Source organism: Vibrio sp. SCSIO 43153, assembly GCF_023716625.1.
In the GTDB taxonomy this organism is placed as follows: Bacteria; Pseudomonadota; Gammaproteobacteria; order Enterobacterales; family Vibrionaceae; genus Vibrio; species Vibrio rotiferianus.
Genome location: NZ_CP071855.1, coordinates 1,934,928 through 1,954,406, shown reverse-complemented (window position 1 = coordinate 1,954,406; position 19,479 = coordinate 1,934,928). Strand labels below are relative to the sequence as shown.

The following is a 19,479-nucleotide window of genomic DNA, read 5'->3' as shown; positions in this document are numbered from 1 at the left end:
GCCTGGTGTTTATTTGTGTACGCATAGGTCACTGGGCTAGTCATTCTGATCTTCAAGGTGCATTACTGTTTGAGACAAGATAGAATTCTTTTCTTTTTTATAGCAGACCTAACACGCATGCATCCTTCACTTCGATACATTCAAGGTTACCCTCAGAACATCGTTGAGCAAGTTAGCTCACTGGTAGACAGTGGCAAGCTGGTACCTTGGTTCGAAAAACGCTACCCAGATAGACACCAAATCAAAAGTGAGAAGGCGCTTTATGAGTACGCAATAGCGATCAAGAACCGCTACATGAAGAAGGCGGCGCCAATCAGTAAAGTTGTGTATGACAAGAAAATTCACGTGGTGAACAACGCGCTTGGGTTGCACAGTGTGATTAGCCGCAACCATGGTGGCAAACTGAAATCGAAGAATGAAATACGTATTGCAAACGTGTTTAAAGATGCGCCAGAAGCACTATTACGTATGCTGGTGGTGCACGAGTTGGCTCACACTCGTGAGAAAAATCATGACAAAGCGTTTTATCAACTATGTTGCTATATGGAACCTGAGTATCACCAACTCGAACTTGATGCTCGTCTGTTTATGATGTACCTCGATTTAAAAGCGGATTCGAATGAAGAACAGTAATCACAACGCGAAACTAGCTCAGCCGAAAACGACGCCCCAGAAAACGGGCAAAGATGCAACTAAGGTTAAGTCAAAGCGAGTGAAAAACAAACCCGCAGCGAAAGTAAATGCTTCGGCAAAACAGAGTGATGTCGAGTTGATTAAAATCGCCAAGAGTGGTCTGCATGAGCGTAATGCTCATAACGGCCGCTACGATTTTAAAAAACTGGTGATAGCCGAACCTCAGCTTAAACCATTTGTAATCAAGAACCCGAAAGGGGAAGACTCAATTAACTTCTCCGAACCAAAAGCGGTCAAGATGCTAAATAAAGCATTGTTAGCGGCGTACTACGATATACAGTTTTGGGACATTCCTGATACTTACTTATGTCCGCCGATCCCAGGACGCGCTGACTATGTCCATCGTGTTGCAGAATTGCTCGATGGTGAAGTCAAAGGAAAATATCTGCACCAAAATGTGCGAGCGCTTGATGTCGGTGTTGGTGCAAACTGCATTTATCCAATTGTAGGTGTAACCCAATATGGTTGGCACTATACAGGTAGTGATGTTGATCCAAAGTCGATTGAATCAGCTCAAGAAATCGTCACTCGTAACGCATCATTAAACGGGAAGATTGAACTGGTGCAGCAAGGTGATGAGTCGAATATTTATCGTGGTATCATCCAGCCGAACGATCGTTATGATATTACTACCTGTAACCCTCCATTTCACCGCTCAGCAGAAGAAGCTGCAATGGGCAGCCAGCGTAAGCTTGATAACTTAAAAGCTAACCAACGTAAGAAGGGTTTGAAGGTCCAAGCCAATCAAGGAAAAGCGAATAAACCAGCGCTTAACTTTGGTGGGCAAAATGCCGAGCTTTGGTGTGAAGGTGGAGAAGCTGCATTCATTCGTAAAATGGCGAATGAAAGCCAAGCTTTCAGTGCACAGGTTCTTTGGTTTACTACCTTAATCTCAAAGAAAGACAACGTTCGACCGATGCGAAAACAATTAGAGAAGCTGGGTGTTAAAGCGATTAGAGTGGTTGAAATGAGTCAAGGGCAAAAGATCAGTCGTTTTATGGCTTGGTCTTATATGGATAAGCAGCAAAGAAAAGAGTGGATTGCATTGAAGTAGTTCAAACAATAAGAAAAGTTAAAAGCCCGCTGAGAATATCAGCGGGCTTTTCTTTATTGCGTTGTATACGGGATACAATCAATAGATTCTAAAGGAACGAATACATCCAGCTTCGCGTAGTACAAACCGCAGCTTTCGCCTCGGATTTGCAATGTGTATTGATCAGGCAAATCCGAGTAGCTACCGTCAAGTAGCAAGTTGTCTTTGCCTTTCACTCTCCCTTTCTCTATCAGTAAGTGAGGCGACGTTTCAAAGACATTTCCTGCAACTCTAGGGGCCGGTGTGTTTTGAATTTCTGCGATCGCACTCTGCACTTCGATAACGGCTTGAGATGTTGTATTTACACTTAGCGCTTCGATAGGAGAGTCAGCAACTGCTTGGCATCCGGTTACCGCTAGTGATGAACCTAGTACTAATGCAAGTGTAAGGCCTTTGCTTTGGAAGTTATTGGATATCAACATGAATCGCCTCTGTTTTCAAAGGAGAACGCAAGTCCATGATTGCTGGTGAAGACGAATCTAATGGCATTGAGTTGAAGCTTACTGGCGAAACTTGCGGGCATACACCAGTGTCCATGTAGTTTAACGCAGCCGCAAGCATGCCTTCCGACGTGTCACCAAGTGGTTTAGATAGATCATCCCCAACCAAGCAACCTTCCACCTTGTTATCTAAACCAAGCGTACTGTTTACCATGTTTTTAGAGGTTGGGATGAATCCATCCGCGAAATCCCCAAAGCCTTTCTCATTCGCTGATTTAAACTGGATCGTGTAGTAGTTTGTGCCACAATTTTGCTCAGGTGCGAACCCATATGGTTTACCCGTCGTGGTTGAACCGATTTGAATGACGTCTACATCTATCCCCCTCAGAGCGTTTATCAGTAACTCACTCGAAGAGGCTGTTCCGCCAGAGGTTAATACATAGACTTTAGTGGCTGACAGTGTTGGCAGAGGTTCATCAGAGTAACGACCTGCTGCCCAGTCAATAGCGACGTTGGTGAACTTGTAAGTGTTTGCACCTGCTTGTGTGTTCTTCATGACTTTATCATTGTGAATAAGCTCGCTAAATACGCGGTTTTGGCCTGCGCCACTGAGCATGTAACCCACTTGAGATGACTGTAGTACCAAGCCACCACCGTTGTAACGAAGGTCAACAACGACCTCATCAACTTGCGCTTCCGATAGTTTGTTAAACGCATTGATCAGTGGGGTCTGCGCACTAGGTTCAAATGAGTTGTACTGAAGGTAACCGACTTTTTTGCCATTATAGTTAATGACTTTCGCATTGCGGACTGGGGATGTTACAACATCTGTAGCAGTTAATGTGACGGTTTTAGTTTGTCCGCTGACACTCTCAAACGTAAAAGTATAGTCTTGGTTCAGGTTCGGATTGAATAAGGTCGCATTAATAAAGTCTATGTCGGACTGGCTACCAGTATTGACAACATCAATGGAATTAATCGCAATTAGTTTATCACCGCGAGCGATGCCATTTAGCGAAGCGGGTGAAGCATCCTCAGTGTAAGAGATTCTGACATCTCTTGGCTGAGTGCCTCGAATGAAGAACCAATTGAATCCAAACCCAGCAACAAGGCCAGACTGTGATGATTTCATGTCCTCTTCATAAGGTACCGTGAAATGGAAACGATCTTTCGGCTTGCCAGTTTGTGTCACTTCTGACGTTACTAAGGTGTTGAAATAATCAACCACTGTGCGGTAGTTACTTGGATTGTTATCTGGTACTTCGTCATACCAAAGATAAGTTTCATTGGTAAATGCGCGTAAGAACATTTTTTCTTGTAAAGATGACCCTGCTTGGTCTGGGTATGCTGTGTTTCCTGCATATGGGTCTAAACCTGTTCGCGGATTTTCACATTTATTCGCGAAGTCGCTAGAAGACTGACTAAAATCCCCTGCCTTCCAAGTGGAATTGTCAGTCGTATTGGTGTTAGAAGATGAATCGCCACCTCCACAACCTTGAAGTAATGCAAGCGTAACTGCCGTTATTAATGAATACTTAAACTGCATGTAACTATTTCCTTATAAATGATGGCGTTATAATTATTTTTATATTGATTTGTCTTTACTAAGATTGGTGAATGTATAAATTTAATTAGTTTTTACGCAAATTTATATTTTAATTATGTGATATAGAATGAATAAAGTATCACGCAAGGTATTGATATTTAGCCATTATGGGCCACTAATTATGTTCAAGTAATAGGCGTAAGCGGCATTCTCAATGAGTTTGCTCAAAAGATATGCCCTGGAGCAAGTTCAAAGCAGAGGTTTAGGGATATGATTGAGAGGTCAATGATCTAATCAGTCTATGACGAGTGTTACCAACACTGATAAGGGAGGGCGTTATGGAATTTGAATTTTTTGTCCCATGCCAACCAGATTGGTTATGTCAGCCATTTATGACCGTGTTCACGATACTGCTTGTCATCGGGCTCATTGCTTTCATACGTATTGTTTATTTAGAGTACCTAAGCATTCAAAAAAGAACCAGAGTGAGACGCTTGCGGAAATTGACCAAGCAGCAGCGTGAGCAACTACGCCGCCGCTACCCTAGAAAAAATACCAACAAGTTAAGATAAGTTATCTAGTTTCTGCTGATACTTCTCTTTCAGAGCGTCATTGCCAGCGGCTCGCTCTAGTTCCACCATGAGTTGTAATGAAGGCTTCTTTAACCCGTAGGTCTGATGAAAACGCATGAGTCGAATACGGGCGTCCGTGTACTCTCCATCGTCAATTTCCAATTTTGCCAGTTGTAGGATGGATTTTGGTCGATGAGGGTCATGATCGATGGCTCTTTCAAAGTAATACTTTGCTCGCTCTGGTTGTTGAGACTTAAGAGCACAGAAAGCGGCATTTTCGTAACTTGCGGGAATCAGATAGTAGTATGGCTGCTCGATCGCGCGAGTGAACATTTTATCGGCTTGTTCGTACTTCCCTTGTTTACACAGAAATGTTCCATAATTGTTCAATACGTTACCGTTCTTAGTATGCTGGCGAAGTGATCGTTTATACATGCTTTCCGCTTTATCGACTTCACCTACAGTTTCGTAATAGTGCGCCATAGAGAGCTGGGTTCGGTAATATTGAGGTGCGTGAGCAAGCGCTTGTTGCAAATTATCATGTGCACGAATCATATTTCCATTTTCGAGGTACCCTAAACCTAGCGCAATGCGCGACTCAGCCATGGCAATGGGATCTGCTTTCTGGGTGGGCTCTCCTTCATTGACGGTTACACAGCCGTTTAGCATCACTAGTGCACAAATTGAAAGTGAATTCTTTAAGCTCATCTACATCACCTAATTACCATTGAGTAAAGGCATGATATGAGTTCACGTGGAAATGACTAATATCGCCAAATTACAATGCGACAAGGTTTGCAAATAACGATGAAATAGCCAGACTTAGCCGGCTATTTAAGTAGGGTATGTTGCTCTTTCGAGCTGATTTTTGCAGCGAACTGTTGGGTGTTTATACAAGGCAGAGACTTTGATGTGTAGTTAGCCTACATGAGAAGTCGATAACGAAGTAGAAATGGCCAACAAACGCTGCCCAGAGGGTTCGGCTAGGCGCCCCCGACTAAAATCGTTTCATGCTTTGTTAAGAAGTATTTGCTTAGAATGACTAGGCTACGCACTTCTTGCCTCGCCTAAAACGATTTTACCTCGAACAAAATTTAACCGCGAAAGAGTAATAGCCCCTAGTACTCTCAATCATCTTTAGTAAATGCAGACTCGCTGAAATGGTCTAAATCGTATGGCGTTTGTTGGTATACGCAGTAGTTTAGCCAATTTGAAAACAACAGATGACCGTGGCTGCGCCAACTCGCACGTGGTGGGTTGTCCGGATTGTTATTAGGGTAATAATTTACGGGTATTGCTGGCTCCATGCCTTCTCCCAAATCGCGGATGTACTCATTGTGTAATGTATGTGAGTCATATTCGGGGTGGCCAGTTACAAACACATTGCGCTTATCTTTCGTGGCAGCAAGATAAACACCAGCCACATCTGATGTAGCGAGGATATCTAGATCGGTGTGATCATTAAGATACTCAGGAGAGAAATCGGCGTACCGAGAGTGAGGAGCAAGAAACGAGTCATCAAATCCTCGTAATATTGGATGGTATGGGTGATGAATGTCGTGATGATAAACCCCGGAAAGCTTCTCTTTACGAGTTTTCTTCGGCAAATCATAAAGCAGTTTTAATCCTGCTTGGGCAGCCCAGCATACAAATAGAGTTGATGTTACATGTTCCTTTGCCCAACTCATGATGGTCTTGAGATGATCCCAGTAAATAACATCTTCAAATTGCACTAGACCTAACGGCGCGCCTGTGATGATCAAACCATCGAAATTTCGGTTCTTAACCATTTCGAATTGACGATAAAAGGTATCTAAGTGCTCTGTCGGTGTATTTTTACTCGGCCTATCGTCAATACGTAATAGTTCGACATCTACTTGCAGCGGGCTATTTGAAAGTAATCGCAGGAACTGGGTTTCTGTTTCGATTTTTTTGGGCATTAAGTTCAGTATGAGAACTCGCAGAGGGCGGATTTCCTGACTAGCGGCACGTGTCTCATTCATCACAAAGATGTTCTCTGTTCTAAGAATATCTGACGCGGGTAATTGATCTGGAATTCGTATTGGCACAGCTTTCTCCCTAAGCTTCTAGACGTCTATACATCTAAAGCTAACTTAAATCAGGCCATATGTCGATACAGAATGTGAGATTGAAAGATTTTTATTGGCGTCGTCGAGTATGGCGCTTTCTAATATGCAATGTAGTTGTGCGATCGGTGGTTGCTTTTAGTTTAGTGAAAACCCTATAACTTAGTCGTACTCTCATAGACACGATGAAATTTGTTATGCTATTAATGGCGTATTTTGACTTTGGTCAAAAAAACAACACTTTGGTGCGTTGGTTGTTGATTCCCTGATTACTATTGATAGAGGACAACGCATTAGCTCATTATGGCTGAAAGGGGAATTAACGTGCGTTACATTGTGATTTGTTTACCTTTGCTACTGGTGGGGTGTGACTTCGGTAAAGATATTTCCGTTAAAGGTCGCACTTTGTATTTTTATGAGGAAATAACACCACAGTCGGTTCAGTTTGCTCAGACGTTAATAAAGCAATCGAAAGAGCAGATTTCAACGATAATGGTAGATAGCAAAGGAGGGGATCATCAAGCTGCGATGGAGCTAGGGCGCTGGATGCATACTAGCAATGTACACCTTATCATCAATGGTGACTGTCAAGCTGAGTGCGCAAACTATGTTCTCCCTGCTGCATCTTCAGTACTAATTACTGGTGCGGCATCAGTACTATGGGTTGATCATCTTGAGTATGCTTCTTTTAAGTTAACAAATGATAAAGAAGCAATTGAGCGTTGGAATCGCGCACTGCAGCTACTTAAAAACCGTGAGAAGACCTTTTATTCAATGATTTCGGTTAACCCAAAAATCAGTCAGTTTGGGTATCTGAATAATCAAGAAAAATGGCAAAGCCAAGGGTGCAACTCAGACATGAAGGGCTGGAGCTATGATATCGATAGCCTTAAGAAATTAGGAATAAAAGACATCACTTACGTTAACTTGAAACGAGCGCAATCGAACGACATCTGTATTCTTAATATAAACGAAAGTGAACTCTAGCCAATTTAAATCAATGAGTTCGGAAGGTGCCCCATGATTCCCTTGATTATTGCTAGTACGTAAAATTGCTTTTCTAAAACTAGGCTAGATAAGCGGTGAAGAATCTCTATAATGCCGCGCTTGAGTTAATCTTCTTGTGTGGTAATTATACTCAAGTGACTTCAAGATGCAGGGTTCAGAGCGTTGTCACTGATTCAAGTTCAAGGAAAGCAACGAAGTGGAATAGCTCGCTCTTTCCAAGTTGTTTGACGAAGAAATTGCTTCAGTGACACGCTCCCGAAGGGCGAGTTGCCTTGGTTCGTATGCTTCGTTAACAATTTTCGATTTAGAACCACTAGATCTTTAAATTGTTGCCTCGCCTTCAAACCAAGTCATTCTCGCTGAACTAAGCATCTCGAGGTTACTTGAGTATATGTTCAAGCTTTTAGTTTCTTTACCGCCTTTGGTCGCGTTAAGTATTGCTATTGTCTGTGAAGTCATAGCAACATCCTATATCCCTAAAACCGAACAGTTCACGAAATGGTTGCCGAGTTCGATTGTACTGGTTGGCTATGCTATTGCTTTTTTCCTTTTGTCGGTAACGGTAAAAACAATGCCAGTTGGTGTTGTATACGCGATATGGAGTGGGGCGGGCATAGTATTGGTCGCTGGGGTTGGTTATGTCTTGTACGGCCAGAAACTCGATCTCGCTGCTCTAATAGGTATTGGCTTCATTATAACTGGCGTGTTGATCGTTAAGTTGGTGTCTAAAACAGCAGCACACTAGAGTGACAAAGGTAGGCAAGTGCCTACCTTGATTGCTCAACTTCTGTGTTGCATCAGTATTCAACCCCGTTTCTCAAGGCAAATTGCACGAGCTCCGCGTGTGAATCGAGTTCTAATAGGTCTAATAGCCGATACTTGTGTGACTCGATAGTTCTTGGGCTTAAATTCAGCTCTTTGGCACATTCCTTGGCTGACTTCCCTGTCGTTAGCAGTGCTAACACATCATACTGCCTCTGGCTTAGGCGTAGCATCTTTGTATTTTCATTATGTGTCGATACATCGGTCTTATATAAGGTTCGATGTAACTTAGAGTGCTGCCAAAACGAAAGCCACATATGTGAAAGGTAAGTATACTCGTTGAGTTCTTTCTCGCTTAACGCTGCTCTTTGGTTGTTGAAGAGCGTAAAAGACATGCCCCCCCAACGCTGCCCGAATTGAACCAATGGAATGGTATAGTGATGGCTACCGCCTTGCGCGGCGATCATTCTCAGCACTGTGACGTCGCTTGACTCCATCTCTTTCGTTGAAAACAGTTGTGTCTTCGATGAGTTGCCAATCAAGCGAAGGTACTTTTCTCCATCTACTGGAGATACCTGCTCTGCGGTTAATATTTGATGAGGGGGACGAGCAACACTTATTGTTTTACCATGACTAAAAAACAACATTGAGTTGGGAAACATCGTTGTTCGATCAATGTTGAACCAATCCATCGCCTCAAGAATACATTGCTTAAGGGTTTCTTCACAATTTTGGGCTTGGGTGTTGGCAAGTAGCATGGTTTGCTTTGTTGCGAGTGCCTCAAAGCTATCAACGATTATCGATGTATGTATCTCGCTTTCCATAAAAATTAATTAGCCTCACTGATTTTTATAAATGCAGTATTTTTACTCTACATTCTAATCATATCATTTTGCAGAATGTGTGCGGTGTTATTTCGAAAACTATGGAATAACTAATTACACCCAAGGTTAGCATTCTGATTGCACCATAACCAAAACAATAACTTTGATTGTTTATGGTGTTTTAGCTGATAACTCTGGTGTCTGTGCGTAAACAACAAGATGTAAAATTTATGAAAATGATGAAACTTCGCTACCGAATCGGAATGAGTGACCAATGGACAGAAGTTGTAGTATCCATGTTTGTGGCTCAAAGTTTAGCGAAAGAGTATCTTGGTTACGGATGGCAGGCTGAAGTTCTTTCAGTATAAAAATGGATTAGGGCAGTTGAGTCTTTTGACACTGCCCTTTATAACATCAACTAAGCGGATGCCTCATAATGACGGCTTTCCCATCAGGTTCGTAAATCGTTTTTTGGGTGTTTTCAAAACCAGCCGATTCAAAAAGTGTAATCCCCCCTTTGTTTGAACAGGAAACGGTTGCACAAATAGAATTACTCTCCGCATCGATGGCGTAACCATAAACCATCAACTTTTGAAGCGTCGCTTTCCCAACGCCTTTCTGTTGAAACTGCTTGCCAATTACCATGTAGCTCAGCTTAAGTTCATGCCGTTTTGCAAACGGTGCATACTGAGCAAATGCCTTATCTATAACTAAGTAGCCTACCGCCAAGCTGTCTTGGAATATGGTATAAAACACTTCTGACTTACTTCGGTTTTGGTAAGCTTGCTCAAACGGTTTAAAAAATCCTTTTTGATCGTCATGCACTTCCAATTGCATCAAGCTCGCAAAATCTTTCAACTTTGCCGGTTTAATCGCGATCATATCTGTCTGGATCTATTCAGAGGTGGTACACAGCATACCGCTATTATAGTGAGGGATGCGATAAAAGCGCAATTACGCTCATGAAGGTTTGAAGAAAAAGCCCCTGTCAACGCAGGAGCGGGTAATAGTAGCCTTGATGGATATAGGCACCAAGAGTAGTAAGTAGATGAGCGCACTCGGCACTTTCCACACCCTCAACGATAACAGTGCAATGGTAGGTACGTCCCATGGCGATTAGCTGACGAAGCATTTCTGACTTTTTATCATCCTGTTTGAGATCCATAACGAACAATCTATCGATCTTTAGGTAGTTTGGCGTGATATTGCCAATAAGTTCAACATTGTTGTTACCAGTGCCGAAGTCATCAATGCTGATTTTGCAACCCAAGCCTTTCAGCTTCTTGACGTTCGAATATATCTCTTCGGTGTAGTACATGGACGCGTTTTCTGTAATCTCTATCGTTAGGAGCGAACAGTCCAACTTACTGAGTTGGCGATAGAGCTTGAGAAAGTTGCTCCCTTCAAGCAATGAAGGGCATACATTGATACTAAGTGGCGCGATGAGCGACCTAGATGAGCCGTAAATAAGCCGAATTAGTAGCATTGTATGAGTGAGCAAAAGCCCATTGCTAATAAGACTCTCAATGAACTTTTGGGTGTTTTTTACTTGAAAGCGCGAAAGTACCTCATAGTGAATGTTCACTTTGTTGGCCGTGTTGTAAATGGGCTCAAGCTTTAATTTGAAGTGACGGATGGCCCACATATAAGTCAGAAGTGAACGTAGTAGCTTGTGATTAACCAACACGATAAGAAGTAAGCTCAGCGCCAGAATACTACTCACAGGGCCAGTGACGTAATAGACTTCCCTGTAGCCACTGCCATTGACGTTGTAAAGAAACGACTGACCTTTTGTATCCCCGATCTCCAAAGCAGGCCCCGTGTTTGTGCATACTTTCATTCCTGATAGGAACATCCGTGACATGTGATTTTCTATGTTATTTGTAATGTTGATGTTTTTGACTCGCACCATTGCTGTCGCGCCAGCAAGCTCGAATGTGTGGGTTGTATAACTGTCATTATCTAACCACTTGCTTATGTCGTTGTTGTTTACCGGGACCACAGCCTCAGGCGTGATCAGACAGCGGATATTATGTCGGTCAGTCAACAACGCCGACTCAACCAACCTTACGTTGTCGAAAAAACCTTTCAAGCGGTCTTCATTTTCAAAACAGCTTTTAAGTGCAATGTCTTGAGCTAATGATGACGCGCTATCGAAATAATTCTGTCTTACGATGTTGCTTATCGCATAAAAACAGATCGCAAGATAAAGCAACCCAGTGAGTACAAGAAAGAACAAAATGTTCAAGTAGAGCAGTCGATTTCTTAAACAAATCTCTATAAAAGTCCTAATACTATGAGCAGTTCGCTTGTCGATACTCTCTTGCTGACGCAAGCCGTCCTTTTGTGCGTGTTGATTGTGGAAGGGAACAAAATACCCCTTGCGGTGAATGTTTTCGATGAGTGATTGCTGCATGGAAACATGGTTCTGCGTGAGGTGTCTGAATTTCTTTCTAAGTGAGGCGATTGAGTTTTTAAATCCATTTTCAGGCAGTACCAGCTGATACTGCGCTAATAACTTCTTTTCGATATTCCTCTGACTAATCGGCGCATTTAAGTTCCCAAAAGCCGCGATGGTGCTCAAAAGTAAATATTCAATTCTACTGATAGGAATAGAAGAGTGGGTGGAATTGTTGAGCTCAAGTGAAAGTTGTTTGTCGGACAAGCAAACGCAGATTTGGTTTCCTAGTTCAAACCTAATCATGTGTTAAAGCGCTCCAAATGTAATGTTTTGAATACGGTATCAATATTGAATTGGAAGGTATGTGATGTTCTACGGGCATATCCTAAACTTCTGGATATAGCGGACATTTTAGATTTTTTTATAAAGCTCAATCTAGAGGGAATTTTTCCTAGATGGATATAGGAATGAAAAAAAGCCCGAGCAATGCTCGGGCTTTTCAATTCAGAGAGAAGAGGGGATTAGCAGATAACTTTAACTGCTAGACCACCTTGAGATGTCTCACGGTATTTCGCGTTCATGTCCTTACCAGTCTCTAGCATGGTCTCGATAACCTTATCTAGAGAAACTGTTGGAGCTGAAGAGCGACGTAGTGCCATACGAGTCGAGTTGATCGCTTTTACTGCCGCGATACCGTTACGCTCGATACATGGAACCTGCACCTGACCTGCAACTGGGTCACATGTTAGGCCTAGGTTGTGCTCCATTGCGATTTCTGCCGCCATACATACTTGCTCAGGGCTACCACCCATAAGCTCAGCAAGGCCTGCCGCCGCCATAGAACACGCTACGCCAACTTCACCCTGACAGCCAACCTCCGCACCAGAGATAGACGCGTTTCGCTTGTAAAGACCACCGATTGCGCCAGAAGCCGCGAAGTAACGGATGTAATCTTTTTCAGTTACGGTTTGGATGAACTTATCGTAGTAAGCCAGTACCGCAGGGATGATGCCACACGCACCGTTTGTTGGTGCTGTCACAACACGGCCACCTGCTGCGTTCTCTTCGTTTACTGCGAAAGCGAACATGTTTACCCAGTCAACAACCGACATTGGATCGTTCGTTGTCTTTTCAGAAGTAAGCAGTTGCTGACGAAGTGCTGCTGCACGACGAGGCACGCGTAGTGGACCAGGCAGAATACCTTCTTCGTTCATACCGCGATCCATACACTCACGCATTGTGCGCCAGATGTTTGCGAAGTATGTACGAGTCTCTTCATCAGAGTGCAGAGAGTGTTCGTTCTTCATTACCAATGCGCTAATAGAAAGACCGCTTTCTTTACACTGGTGAACTAACTCTTCTGCCGTTGTGTATTCGTAAGGAACCTTGATAGGGTTCTCTACTTCTTTACCGAAATTCTCTTCATCAACGATGAAACCACCGCCGATAGAGTAGTAAGTCTTTGAGTATACTTTTTCGTCATCGATCCAAGCGTGGATCTGCATGCCGTTTTCGTGTAGCTCAAGGTTAGTAGTATGGAAGTTCATACCACCATCTTTCGGGAAAGATACTGTATGACAGTGCATGCCAACAGGTAGGCGCTCAGTTTCTTCTACGCGAGCGATAAAGCCCGGAATAGAGTCGATATCTACTTTCTCAGGGGAGTTGCCTGCAAGACCCATGATGATCGCGATATCCGTGTGGTGACCTTTCCCTGTCAGTGATAGTGAACCATAAACGTCAACGGTGATTTTAGTGATGTCGCGCAGTTTTCCCATTGCACGAAGATCATCAATAAATTCTTTACCCGCTTTCATTGGACCTACAGTGTGTGAGCTTGAAGGACCAACACCGATTTTATAGATGTCAAAAACACTAATCATATCGATTACCTCAGAACAAAGCCTCCCAAGGGGAGTTGGGAGGCTTTTTATTATCGTTATATTCTTGGATTAATCACGCTAAATAAAGCAGCTGTGATTAAAGAGCGCCGTAGATTACAGAACTAATTGCCGCAAGACCACAGATTGCTGTGAAAATCTGTACAGGTGCTGAAGTTTTGTACTTCGCCATTGCTGGTACTTTCTGCATTGCGAATATAGGCATCAAGAATAGGATTGCCGCGATCATCGGTGCACCCATTGTTTCAATCATGCCTAGGATGCTTGGGTTAACGATAGCAACGATCCAAGTTGTGATTACGATGAACAGTAGCGATACTTTTTCAATCTTGCTGACAGGAGTTTGAGAGCGAGATTTGATTAGACCTACTAGACCTTCGTGCGCACCAAGGAAGTGACCAAAGTAGCTAGAAGTGATCGCTGCAAACGCTACTAGAGGACCCATGTAAGAAATAAGTGGAGACTCATGAACGTTAGCTAGGTAAGACAGTACTGAGATGTTTTGTTCTTGCGCAGATGCTAGTTGCTCTGGAGATAGAGAAAGTACTACAGAGAATACGAAGAACATTACAAAACCCATAAGCATCATTGCTGCGCCACCAGTGATAGCGTCAGTTTTCTTCACTGCGTCATCACCGTATACACGACGTTGTTCTTTAGAGAACTGAGAAATGATTGGGCTGTGGTTGAAAGAGAATACGATGATTGGAATTGCTAGCCAAACGATGGTCGGCATTTCGCCCCAGTTTGGTGATACTTCCATCATTGATGTATTCCAATCAGGAATTAGGTAGAAAGAAAGTGCTAGTAGGATAAATACTAGTGGGTAAACCATTGCTGATGTTGCTTTCAGCATTAGTTCTTTACCAAATACTACACCTGCTGTCATTGCTGCGATAAGTGCTCCAGACAGTAGCCAGCGAGGAATAGATTCCATACCCATTTGGTTGACTAGGAAAGAGTCAACTGTGTTTGTGATACCAACACCGTAGATTAGTACGATTGGGTAGATAGCGAAGAAGTAAGCAAAAGTAATAAGGTTTGCGCCAGTTTTACCGAAGTGCTCTTCTACTGTGTCAGTGATATCAGCTTCAGGGTTTTTCGCAGAAAGTACGAAACGAGCTAGAGATTTGTGTGCGAACCAAGTCATTGGTGCCGCGATTAGAGCTAGGATAACTAATGGCCAGAAACCGCCAGCACCTGCTTTAATTGGAAGGAATAGTACACCTGCACCTACTGCTGTACCAAATAGGGACAAACACCAGGTGAAGTCTTTGTAAGAAAACTTACTAGACGATTGTGCGGTTGAAGCCGCAGAAGTAGTTGTATTCATTTTTGAGTTACTCATTTTGGGAACAGGAAATAAGTCGGGGCCAATTTTGCAAGATTTTGCACTAAGAAAATTAGATCTAAATCATGTATTGCTCGAGCTTATTGAATGATATGTCAAAAACCTGCTTTTTATCACGAAAACGGCGTGCTACACGTGATTATTGCTAATGAGTAAAATTAGAAAAACTTATCTGAAGGCTGAATTGTATAAATTTATCTCACCGCAAGCGTTTGCGGTGTAAAACCAAATTAAACTAATGTGAATGAATGTTTGAAAAGTAACCTTTTATTAATATTGATGCACATGATGTTTGGTCTAGGTGCGAGTTTATCATTGATAATGCAGTTAGTTAGAAATGATGTGCTTTTGCATCGACTCGATAATTTGTGCTGTCATCCCCCAAATAAAATGATGCTGATAGGGGATTGCAAACACGCGGTGGCTCGTTCTTCTTAGGTTGAATTTTGTGCTGTATAGCCTTTTGGGGTTCAAAATATGGTTGGCTGGCACTTCAAAAACTTCCGCGACTTCATTTTGGTCAATGCGAATTGTGTAGTCTGGAGAAACGAAGGACAAAAATGGTGTCACATTAAACTGGCTAATAGTTGGTAGCTTAGGTAACTGACCAAAAACCTGTATATGCGTTTGGTGAATGCCAATTTCTTCTTCAGTCTCTCTAAGGGCGGTATTGACCAAGGTGTTATCGTCATTCTCATATTTTCCACCAGGAAAGCTGATTTGTCCCGGATGATGTCTCAGATGATTCGCGCGCTTGGTTAAAATGATTTGAAGACCTTCTTCACGTTCAACAAATCCAATCAATACCGCGGCATCTCGCAATGTATTTTCTTGAAGGTGAGCCAAGCGGCTTAAAGACTCGTGGTGATAACCCGTCGGCAGGCGTAACTGAAAGTTCTGTAGAAGTGTTGATTTATCAATGATCAAAGCGCAATCCTTATCCCTAAACTAAGTGTGTTCTTTATGGCGTTATGAGCATATTAATTTGAAACTTATAGCGTTATACACCATTCTTTATTTAAAGACGTCACTATAAGGTTAGTTGAAGACGATGAAAGGGATAATTTTCACGGAGTTCATAGAGTTAGTGGAGGACAAGTTTGGTCTGGAAGTGCTTGACCAAGTTTTGGAACTGTCTAACGACGAGGGAATCTACACCTCGGTTGGCAGCTATGACCATCGAGACCTTGTTAAGTTGATTGTTAACCTCAGCAAAGTATCAGACATTCCACCAGAAAAATTACAAGAAGTGTTCGGTGAGTGCGTATTTCAAAATCTACTTAAGTCCATTCCAAACCATGCCAGTCTTCAACAGTGCACCACCACGTTCCAATTTGTGCGCCATGTAGAAGACTTTATTCATGTTGAAGTAAAAAAACTCTACCCAGACGCCAATCCACCGCAATTTGATTTTATTAGTGAAACAGAGTCAGAAATGGTGTTTGATTATCGAAGTGCACGCTGTATGGCGCATGTTTGCGTGGGACTAATTCAAGGCTGCGCTAATCACTTTGATGAGCGGGTGGAAGTAAAACACCAAAACCAATCAAAAGATGGAAGCCAAGTGCGTTTTTGGTTAGAGGTAGCTTAGTAATTCATGACAGAGAACTCTCCCCTTGAGCGAAAACTGAAACGAGAGGTTGCTTCGCGAAAAGCTGCTGAGCTTTTGTTAGAGCAAAAAAGTTTGGAGCTTTATGAGTCCAACCAGCAGCTCAGCATTGCTTTAAAAAAGCTTGAAATGAAGTCTGAAAAAGACCTACGTAAATTTGAGTTTGAAGAGCAAATCGATGCCACGCTGATCAAATTTGGTCGTTTGTTTTTGTCAAGTACTTTTGATGAGGCTTTAATGGCGAGTTTCCTTGAGCAATTGACTTCTAATTCAGTTGTGAGAAGGGCGTTTCTAACATTGGACGAATCGCTTTTTTCTTCCATTAAAAGACATCAGTTTGGCCATTTGCCGCTATCGCAATACCTTATGAACACTTTGCAACCCTCGTGGCGAGATGAGTTCCTGAGCTTGCCAATTATTTTAGAAGATAAGCTTAGTGGCGAGCTTGTCTTCGACATCGCGGTAGAGTTTCTGGACAAGTCATTTATCACGCAGCAAATGGTATTAGCTTCTGATCTTGTCCACGGCGTGATTAGTCGTCACCTGAGCATTGAACGAGAAATCGCTTCTCGTATGCGAGCAGAGGAATCTGAACGCGCAACCAAAGAATTTGTTGCAATGATTAATCATGAATTACGTACCCCTTTAAACGGCGTTCTTGGTAGTGCAGAACTATTAGGGAGAACGGAGCTTGGAATCGAGCAACTCCAATATCTGAACAATTTAACGCAATCAGGTGAACTGTTGCGCGTTATCATTAACGATCTTCTTGATTTCAGCAAAATGAATGCCGGTATGATGGAGATTATCTGTAAAGATTTCGCTTGGGTTGAGCTCGAAAGCTCTCTTATGGGTGTGTTTGCAGCGAGGGCTGCAGAGAAGCGAATACACTTTTCAATTGATAAAAAACTAGGTATCCCAAACTACCTTAACGGTGACGCCGAGCGAATCACGCAAATATTAGTTAATCTTGTTGGAAATGCTATTAAGTTCACCCAGTTAGGGGGGGTGGTTCTACGAGTTGAATGGCGAGATGGTCGTCTTTACTTCGAAGTAGAAGATACAGGTATTGGTATTCCCTTAGCTTCTCAAGCTACTTTGTTCGACCCATTCGTCCAAGTGGACCGCTCAAGTAAGCGGCATTTCGAAGGCTCAGGCCTTGGATTGGCGATCACAAAAAACTTAGTCGAGCTGATGGACGGTGAAATTAGTTTTGTTAGCCAAGAAAAAAGTGGAACGACATTTAAGGTTTGGATTCCCTTGAAGCTTGGTGAAGAGCGGGGATTGTCGTCAGATGGCGAAATCTACGTCAAGAATGCGATAAAATTGGCTGGTAGAAGCGTACTAGTCGTGGATGATATCCGAATGAATCAAGTTATTGTTACCCAAATGCTGAGAAAACTAGAGGTAGTACCTGATTTGAGGAAAAACGGTATTGAAGCGATAGAGGCGGTGAGCCAGCATGATTATGAACTGGTGTTTATGGATTGTAGGATGCCCGAAATGGACGGCTATGAAGCGACAATGTATTTGCGACAAAATGGTTATACCAAGCCAATCATTGCACTCACTGCAGGAACAACCCTAGAAGAGAGACAAAAGTGTATTGAATCTGGCATGAACGACATTCTTACTAAGCCTTACACCGCTGCTGATATTGAGCAGGTTATGTGTAAATGGTTAGAAGAATGACGCGTCACGAATAATTGCTACAAGCAAAAACGGCTCTGTTATAACAACAGAGCCGTTTTTCTTAGAACTGTGTAGCGTTGAAAGTTACTTCAGTGCCGGTAAGATCTTTGACAGTTTATCCAGCGTCTCTTGATATTCGGCTGAGCAATCACTGTCTGCAACAACACCTCCGCCCGCCCAAGCGTAGAGCTTGTTATCTTCCGCAACCAACGTACGAATCGTAATACTAGTGTCCATTCGCCCATGGCGTGAGATATATCCAATGCTGCCACAATAAGCGCTACGGCGGTGCGGTTCTAGCTCTTCAATAATTTGCATCGCTCGAACTTTTGGCGCACCAGTAATGGACCCCCCAGGGAAGCAAGCTCGAAGCAAGTCTGCTGCGTTGTACTGCGTACCTAAGTTCGCTCGAATAGTGCTTACTAAGTGATGCACTGCTGGGAAGCTCTCGATATCAAACAGCTTAGGCACGTGAACGCTGCCCGGTGACGCAACACGGCCAATATCGTTACGTAGCAAATCGACGATCATCAGATTTTCGGCTTGATCTTTTTCCGCCGTCTGTAAGTCCTGTGCGTTGGCTTGGTCTAGCTTGTTGTCTTGGCTACGAGGGCGAGTACCTTTGATGGGCTTGGTTTCAATGACGTTGTCTTTCAGCTCCAAAAAACGCTCTGGTGACACGCTCACAATTGCCGAATGAGGCATACGAATGAACGCAGAAAAAGGAGCTTGGTTAGCCGCTTCTAATTTGGTGTAAGCTTGCCACTCACTTCCTTGGTACGAAGCGTTAAAACGTTGAGCCAAGTTGATTTGGTAACAGTCGCCACTTAATAGGTATTCTTGAACGCGATCAAAACGCGACGCGTAAGAGTCTGGCGTCATGTTTGATTGCCAATCACCAATCAGCTTGAAGTCTTCAACATCAGCTGGAAATTGTGAATTAAGCCATTGCCACGCTTGCTCAATGTTTTGGCCTACCATGCACGCTTTCTTCAACTTGTGATCGATCACTAATGCCCATTCATACAGCCCAACAGCCATATCTGGCGTTTGCAGGTCTTTGGTCGCCAGTTCTGGCATAGATTCAACACGGCGCCCTAAATCGTAACTGAAATAACCGAGCGCACCACCGACAAATGGCAGATCCAAGTTTGCTTCCAAATCAAGGTTTGGCAAAAGCAGCTGTTGAAGTTCATCCAGTAGCGAGAACGGATCTTCTTTAGACACGTATTGTCGCGACTCTGTTTTTATGTGCGTATCGCCAGCGATGGTCTCTAGGGTTGCGACTGGATTGGCGACCAATACATCAAATCGGCTGTCGATATGTGTATTGGAAGCCGAGCGCAAAAGCATTGCCCAAGGTTGGCTTTCAATACGAGAAAATAGGGAGGTAGCTAGGTCGTTGGCGTAATCCAATGCCTTAAAATCAAGCAATTGCGTATCCATGTTGTTCATTTGTTTAAATTGTGACAAAGAGTTCGTTCACTGCATGGCATGTCA

The 19,479-nt window shown here is 43.0% G+C and carries 19 protein-coding genes; 8 read left to right on the top strand and 11 right to left on the bottom strand.

Features of this window, described 5'->3' with window-relative positions; translation table 11 throughout:
- Positions 1–117 precede the first annotated feature (117 nt).
- Positions 118–633, top strand: a complete 516-nt coding sequence (locus tag J4N37_RS09500; RefSeq protein WP_045393459.1) for a M48 metallopeptidase family protein — start codon at positions 118–120, stop codon at positions 631–633.
- Complete coding sequence (gene rlmF / locus J4N37_RS09495; RefSeq protein ID WP_138954879.1) at positions 620–1,747, top strand: 23S rRNA (adenine(1618)-N(6))-methyltransferase RlmF; 1,128 nt, start codon at positions 620–622, stop codon at positions 1,745–1,747. The genes J4N37_RS09500 and rlmF overlap by 14 nt, the downstream gene beginning before the upstream one ends.
- Before the next feature lie 53 nt (positions 1,748–1,800).
- Here rlmF and J4N37_RS09490 read toward each other — a convergent pair whose 3' ends face one another.
- Together J4N37_RS09490 and J4N37_RS09485 are read right to left on the bottom strand one after the other, a co-directional pair.
- Complete coding sequence (locus J4N37_RS09490; protein WP_045393466.1) at positions 1,801–2,208, bottom strand: hypothetical protein; 408 nt, start codon at positions 2,206–2,208, stop codon at positions 1,801–1,803.
- Positions 2,192–3,772 carry a S41 family peptidase gene (locus J4N37_RS09485; protein ID WP_010448749.1) on the bottom strand — a complete coding sequence of 527 codons (1,581 nt, stop codon included), beginning with the start codon at positions 3,770–3,772 and terminating at the stop codon, positions 2,192–2,194. Before J4N37_RS09485 ends, J4N37_RS09490 begins: the two co-directional genes overlap by 17 nt.
- A 338-nt stretch (positions 3,773–4,110) precedes the next feature.
- Between J4N37_RS09485 and J4N37_RS09480 the strand changes: the two genes are divergently transcribed.
- Entirely contained in the window at positions 4,111–4,344 is a 234-nt protein-coding gene (locus J4N37_RS09480; protein ID WP_010448751.1) for a hypothetical protein, read from the top strand.
- Here J4N37_RS09480 and pilW read toward each other — a convergent pair.
- Both pilW and metA read right to left on the bottom strand, forming a co-directional pair.
- Positions 4,336–5,052 (bottom strand): type IV pilus biogenesis/stability protein PilW, encoded by a 717-nt coding sequence (pilW, locus tag J4N37_RS09475; protein ID WP_010448753.1) that lies wholly within the window; start codon positions 5,050–5,052, stop codon positions 4,336–4,338. The two genes, J4N37_RS09480 and pilW, sit on opposite strands and share 9 nt — an antisense overlap.
- Before the next feature lie 419 nt (positions 5,053–5,471).
- Positions 5,472–6,413: a homoserine O-acetyltransferase MetA gene (gene metA, locus J4N37_RS09470; RefSeq protein WP_010448755.1), complete on the bottom strand. Its 942-nt coding sequence runs from the start codon at positions 6,411–6,413 to the stop codon at positions 5,472–5,474.
- Positions 6,414–6,755: 342 nt separating this feature from the next.
- Here metA and J4N37_RS09465 point away from each other — a divergent pair, with 342 nt between their 5' ends.
- Positions 6,756–7,418: a hypothetical protein gene (locus J4N37_RS09465; protein ID WP_045393470.1), complete on the top strand. Its 663-nt coding sequence runs from the start codon at positions 6,756–6,758 to the stop codon at positions 7,416–7,418.
- A 412-nt stretch (positions 7,419–7,830) separates the two neighbouring features.
- Positions 7,831–8,184 (top strand): DMT family transporter, encoded by a 354-nt coding sequence (locus tag J4N37_RS09460; protein ID WP_045393473.1) that lies wholly within the window; start codon positions 7,831–7,833, stop codon positions 8,182–8,184.
- Positions 8,185–8,236: 52 nt separating this feature from the next.
- Here J4N37_RS09460 and J4N37_RS09455 read toward each other — a convergent pair whose 3' ends face one another.
- Positions 8,237–9,025 carry a response regulator transcription factor gene (locus J4N37_RS09455; protein ID WP_252040705.1) on the bottom strand — a complete coding sequence of 263 codons (789 nt, stop codon included), beginning with the start codon at positions 9,023–9,025 and terminating at the stop codon, positions 8,237–8,239.
- Positions 9,026–9,255: 230 nt separating this feature from the next.
- Between J4N37_RS09455 and J4N37_RS09450 the strand changes: the two genes are divergently transcribed.
- Positions 9,256–9,393, top strand: a complete 138-nt coding sequence (locus J4N37_RS09450) for a hypothetical protein (protein WP_167381312.1) — start codon at positions 9,256–9,258, stop codon at positions 9,391–9,393.
- A 46-nt stretch (positions 9,394–9,439) separates the two neighbouring features.
- Here the strand turns inward: J4N37_RS09450 and J4N37_RS09445 are convergent, their stop codons facing one another.
- The 5 genes from J4N37_RS09445 to J4N37_RS09425 form a co-directional block, all read right to left on the bottom strand.
- Positions 9,440–9,907, bottom strand: a complete 468-nt coding sequence (locus J4N37_RS09445) for a GNAT family N-acetyltransferase (RefSeq protein WP_252040703.1) — start codon at positions 9,905–9,907, stop codon at positions 9,440–9,442.
- A gap of 106 nt (positions 9,908–10,013) precedes the next feature.
- Positions 10,014–11,729 carry a cyclic di-GMP phosphodiesterase TpdA gene (tpdA, locus tag J4N37_RS09440; protein ID WP_045393482.1) on the bottom strand — a complete coding sequence of 572 codons (1,716 nt, stop codon included), beginning with the start codon at positions 11,727–11,729 and terminating at the stop codon, positions 10,014–10,016.
- Between the two features lie 218 nt (positions 11,730–11,947).
- Positions 11,948–13,309 carry an L-serine ammonia-lyase gene (locus J4N37_RS09435; RefSeq protein ID WP_045393485.1) on the bottom strand — a complete coding sequence of 454 codons (1,362 nt, stop codon included), beginning with the start codon at positions 13,307–13,309 and terminating at the stop codon, positions 11,948–11,950.
- A gap of 97 nt (positions 13,310–13,406) precedes the next feature.
- A complete protein-coding gene (locus J4N37_RS09430) occupies positions 13,407–14,660 on the bottom strand; it encodes an aromatic amino acid transport family protein (protein WP_045393488.1) in 1,254 nt (417 codons plus the stop codon).
- 345 nt (positions 14,661–15,005) lie between these two features.
- Positions 15,006–15,605, bottom strand: a complete 600-nt coding sequence (locus J4N37_RS09425) for a CoA pyrophosphatase (RefSeq protein WP_045393491.1) — start codon at positions 15,603–15,605, stop codon at positions 15,006–15,008.
- A 124-nt stretch (positions 15,606–15,729) separates the two neighbouring features.
- Between J4N37_RS09425 and J4N37_RS09420 the strand changes: the two genes are divergently transcribed.
- A complete protein-coding gene (locus J4N37_RS09420; protein ID WP_045393494.1) occupies positions 15,730–16,269 on the top strand; it encodes a heme NO-binding domain-containing protein in 540 nt (179 codons plus the stop codon).
- Positions 16,270–16,275: 6 nt separating this feature from the next.
- Positions 16,276–17,979 (top strand): ATP-binding protein, encoded by a 1,704-nt coding sequence (locus J4N37_RS09415; protein ID WP_045393497.1) that lies wholly within the window; start codon positions 16,276–16,278, stop codon positions 17,977–17,979.
- An 84-nt stretch (positions 17,980–18,063) separates the two neighbouring features.
- On the opposite strand, the gene pabB is transcribed toward J4N37_RS09415, so the two are convergent.
- Positions 18,064–19,425: an aminodeoxychorismate synthase component I gene (gene pabB / locus J4N37_RS09410; RefSeq protein ID WP_252040701.1), complete on the bottom strand. Its 1,362-nt coding sequence runs from the start codon at positions 19,423–19,425 to the stop codon at positions 18,064–18,066.
- Positions 19,426–19,479: the final 54 nt, after the last annotated feature.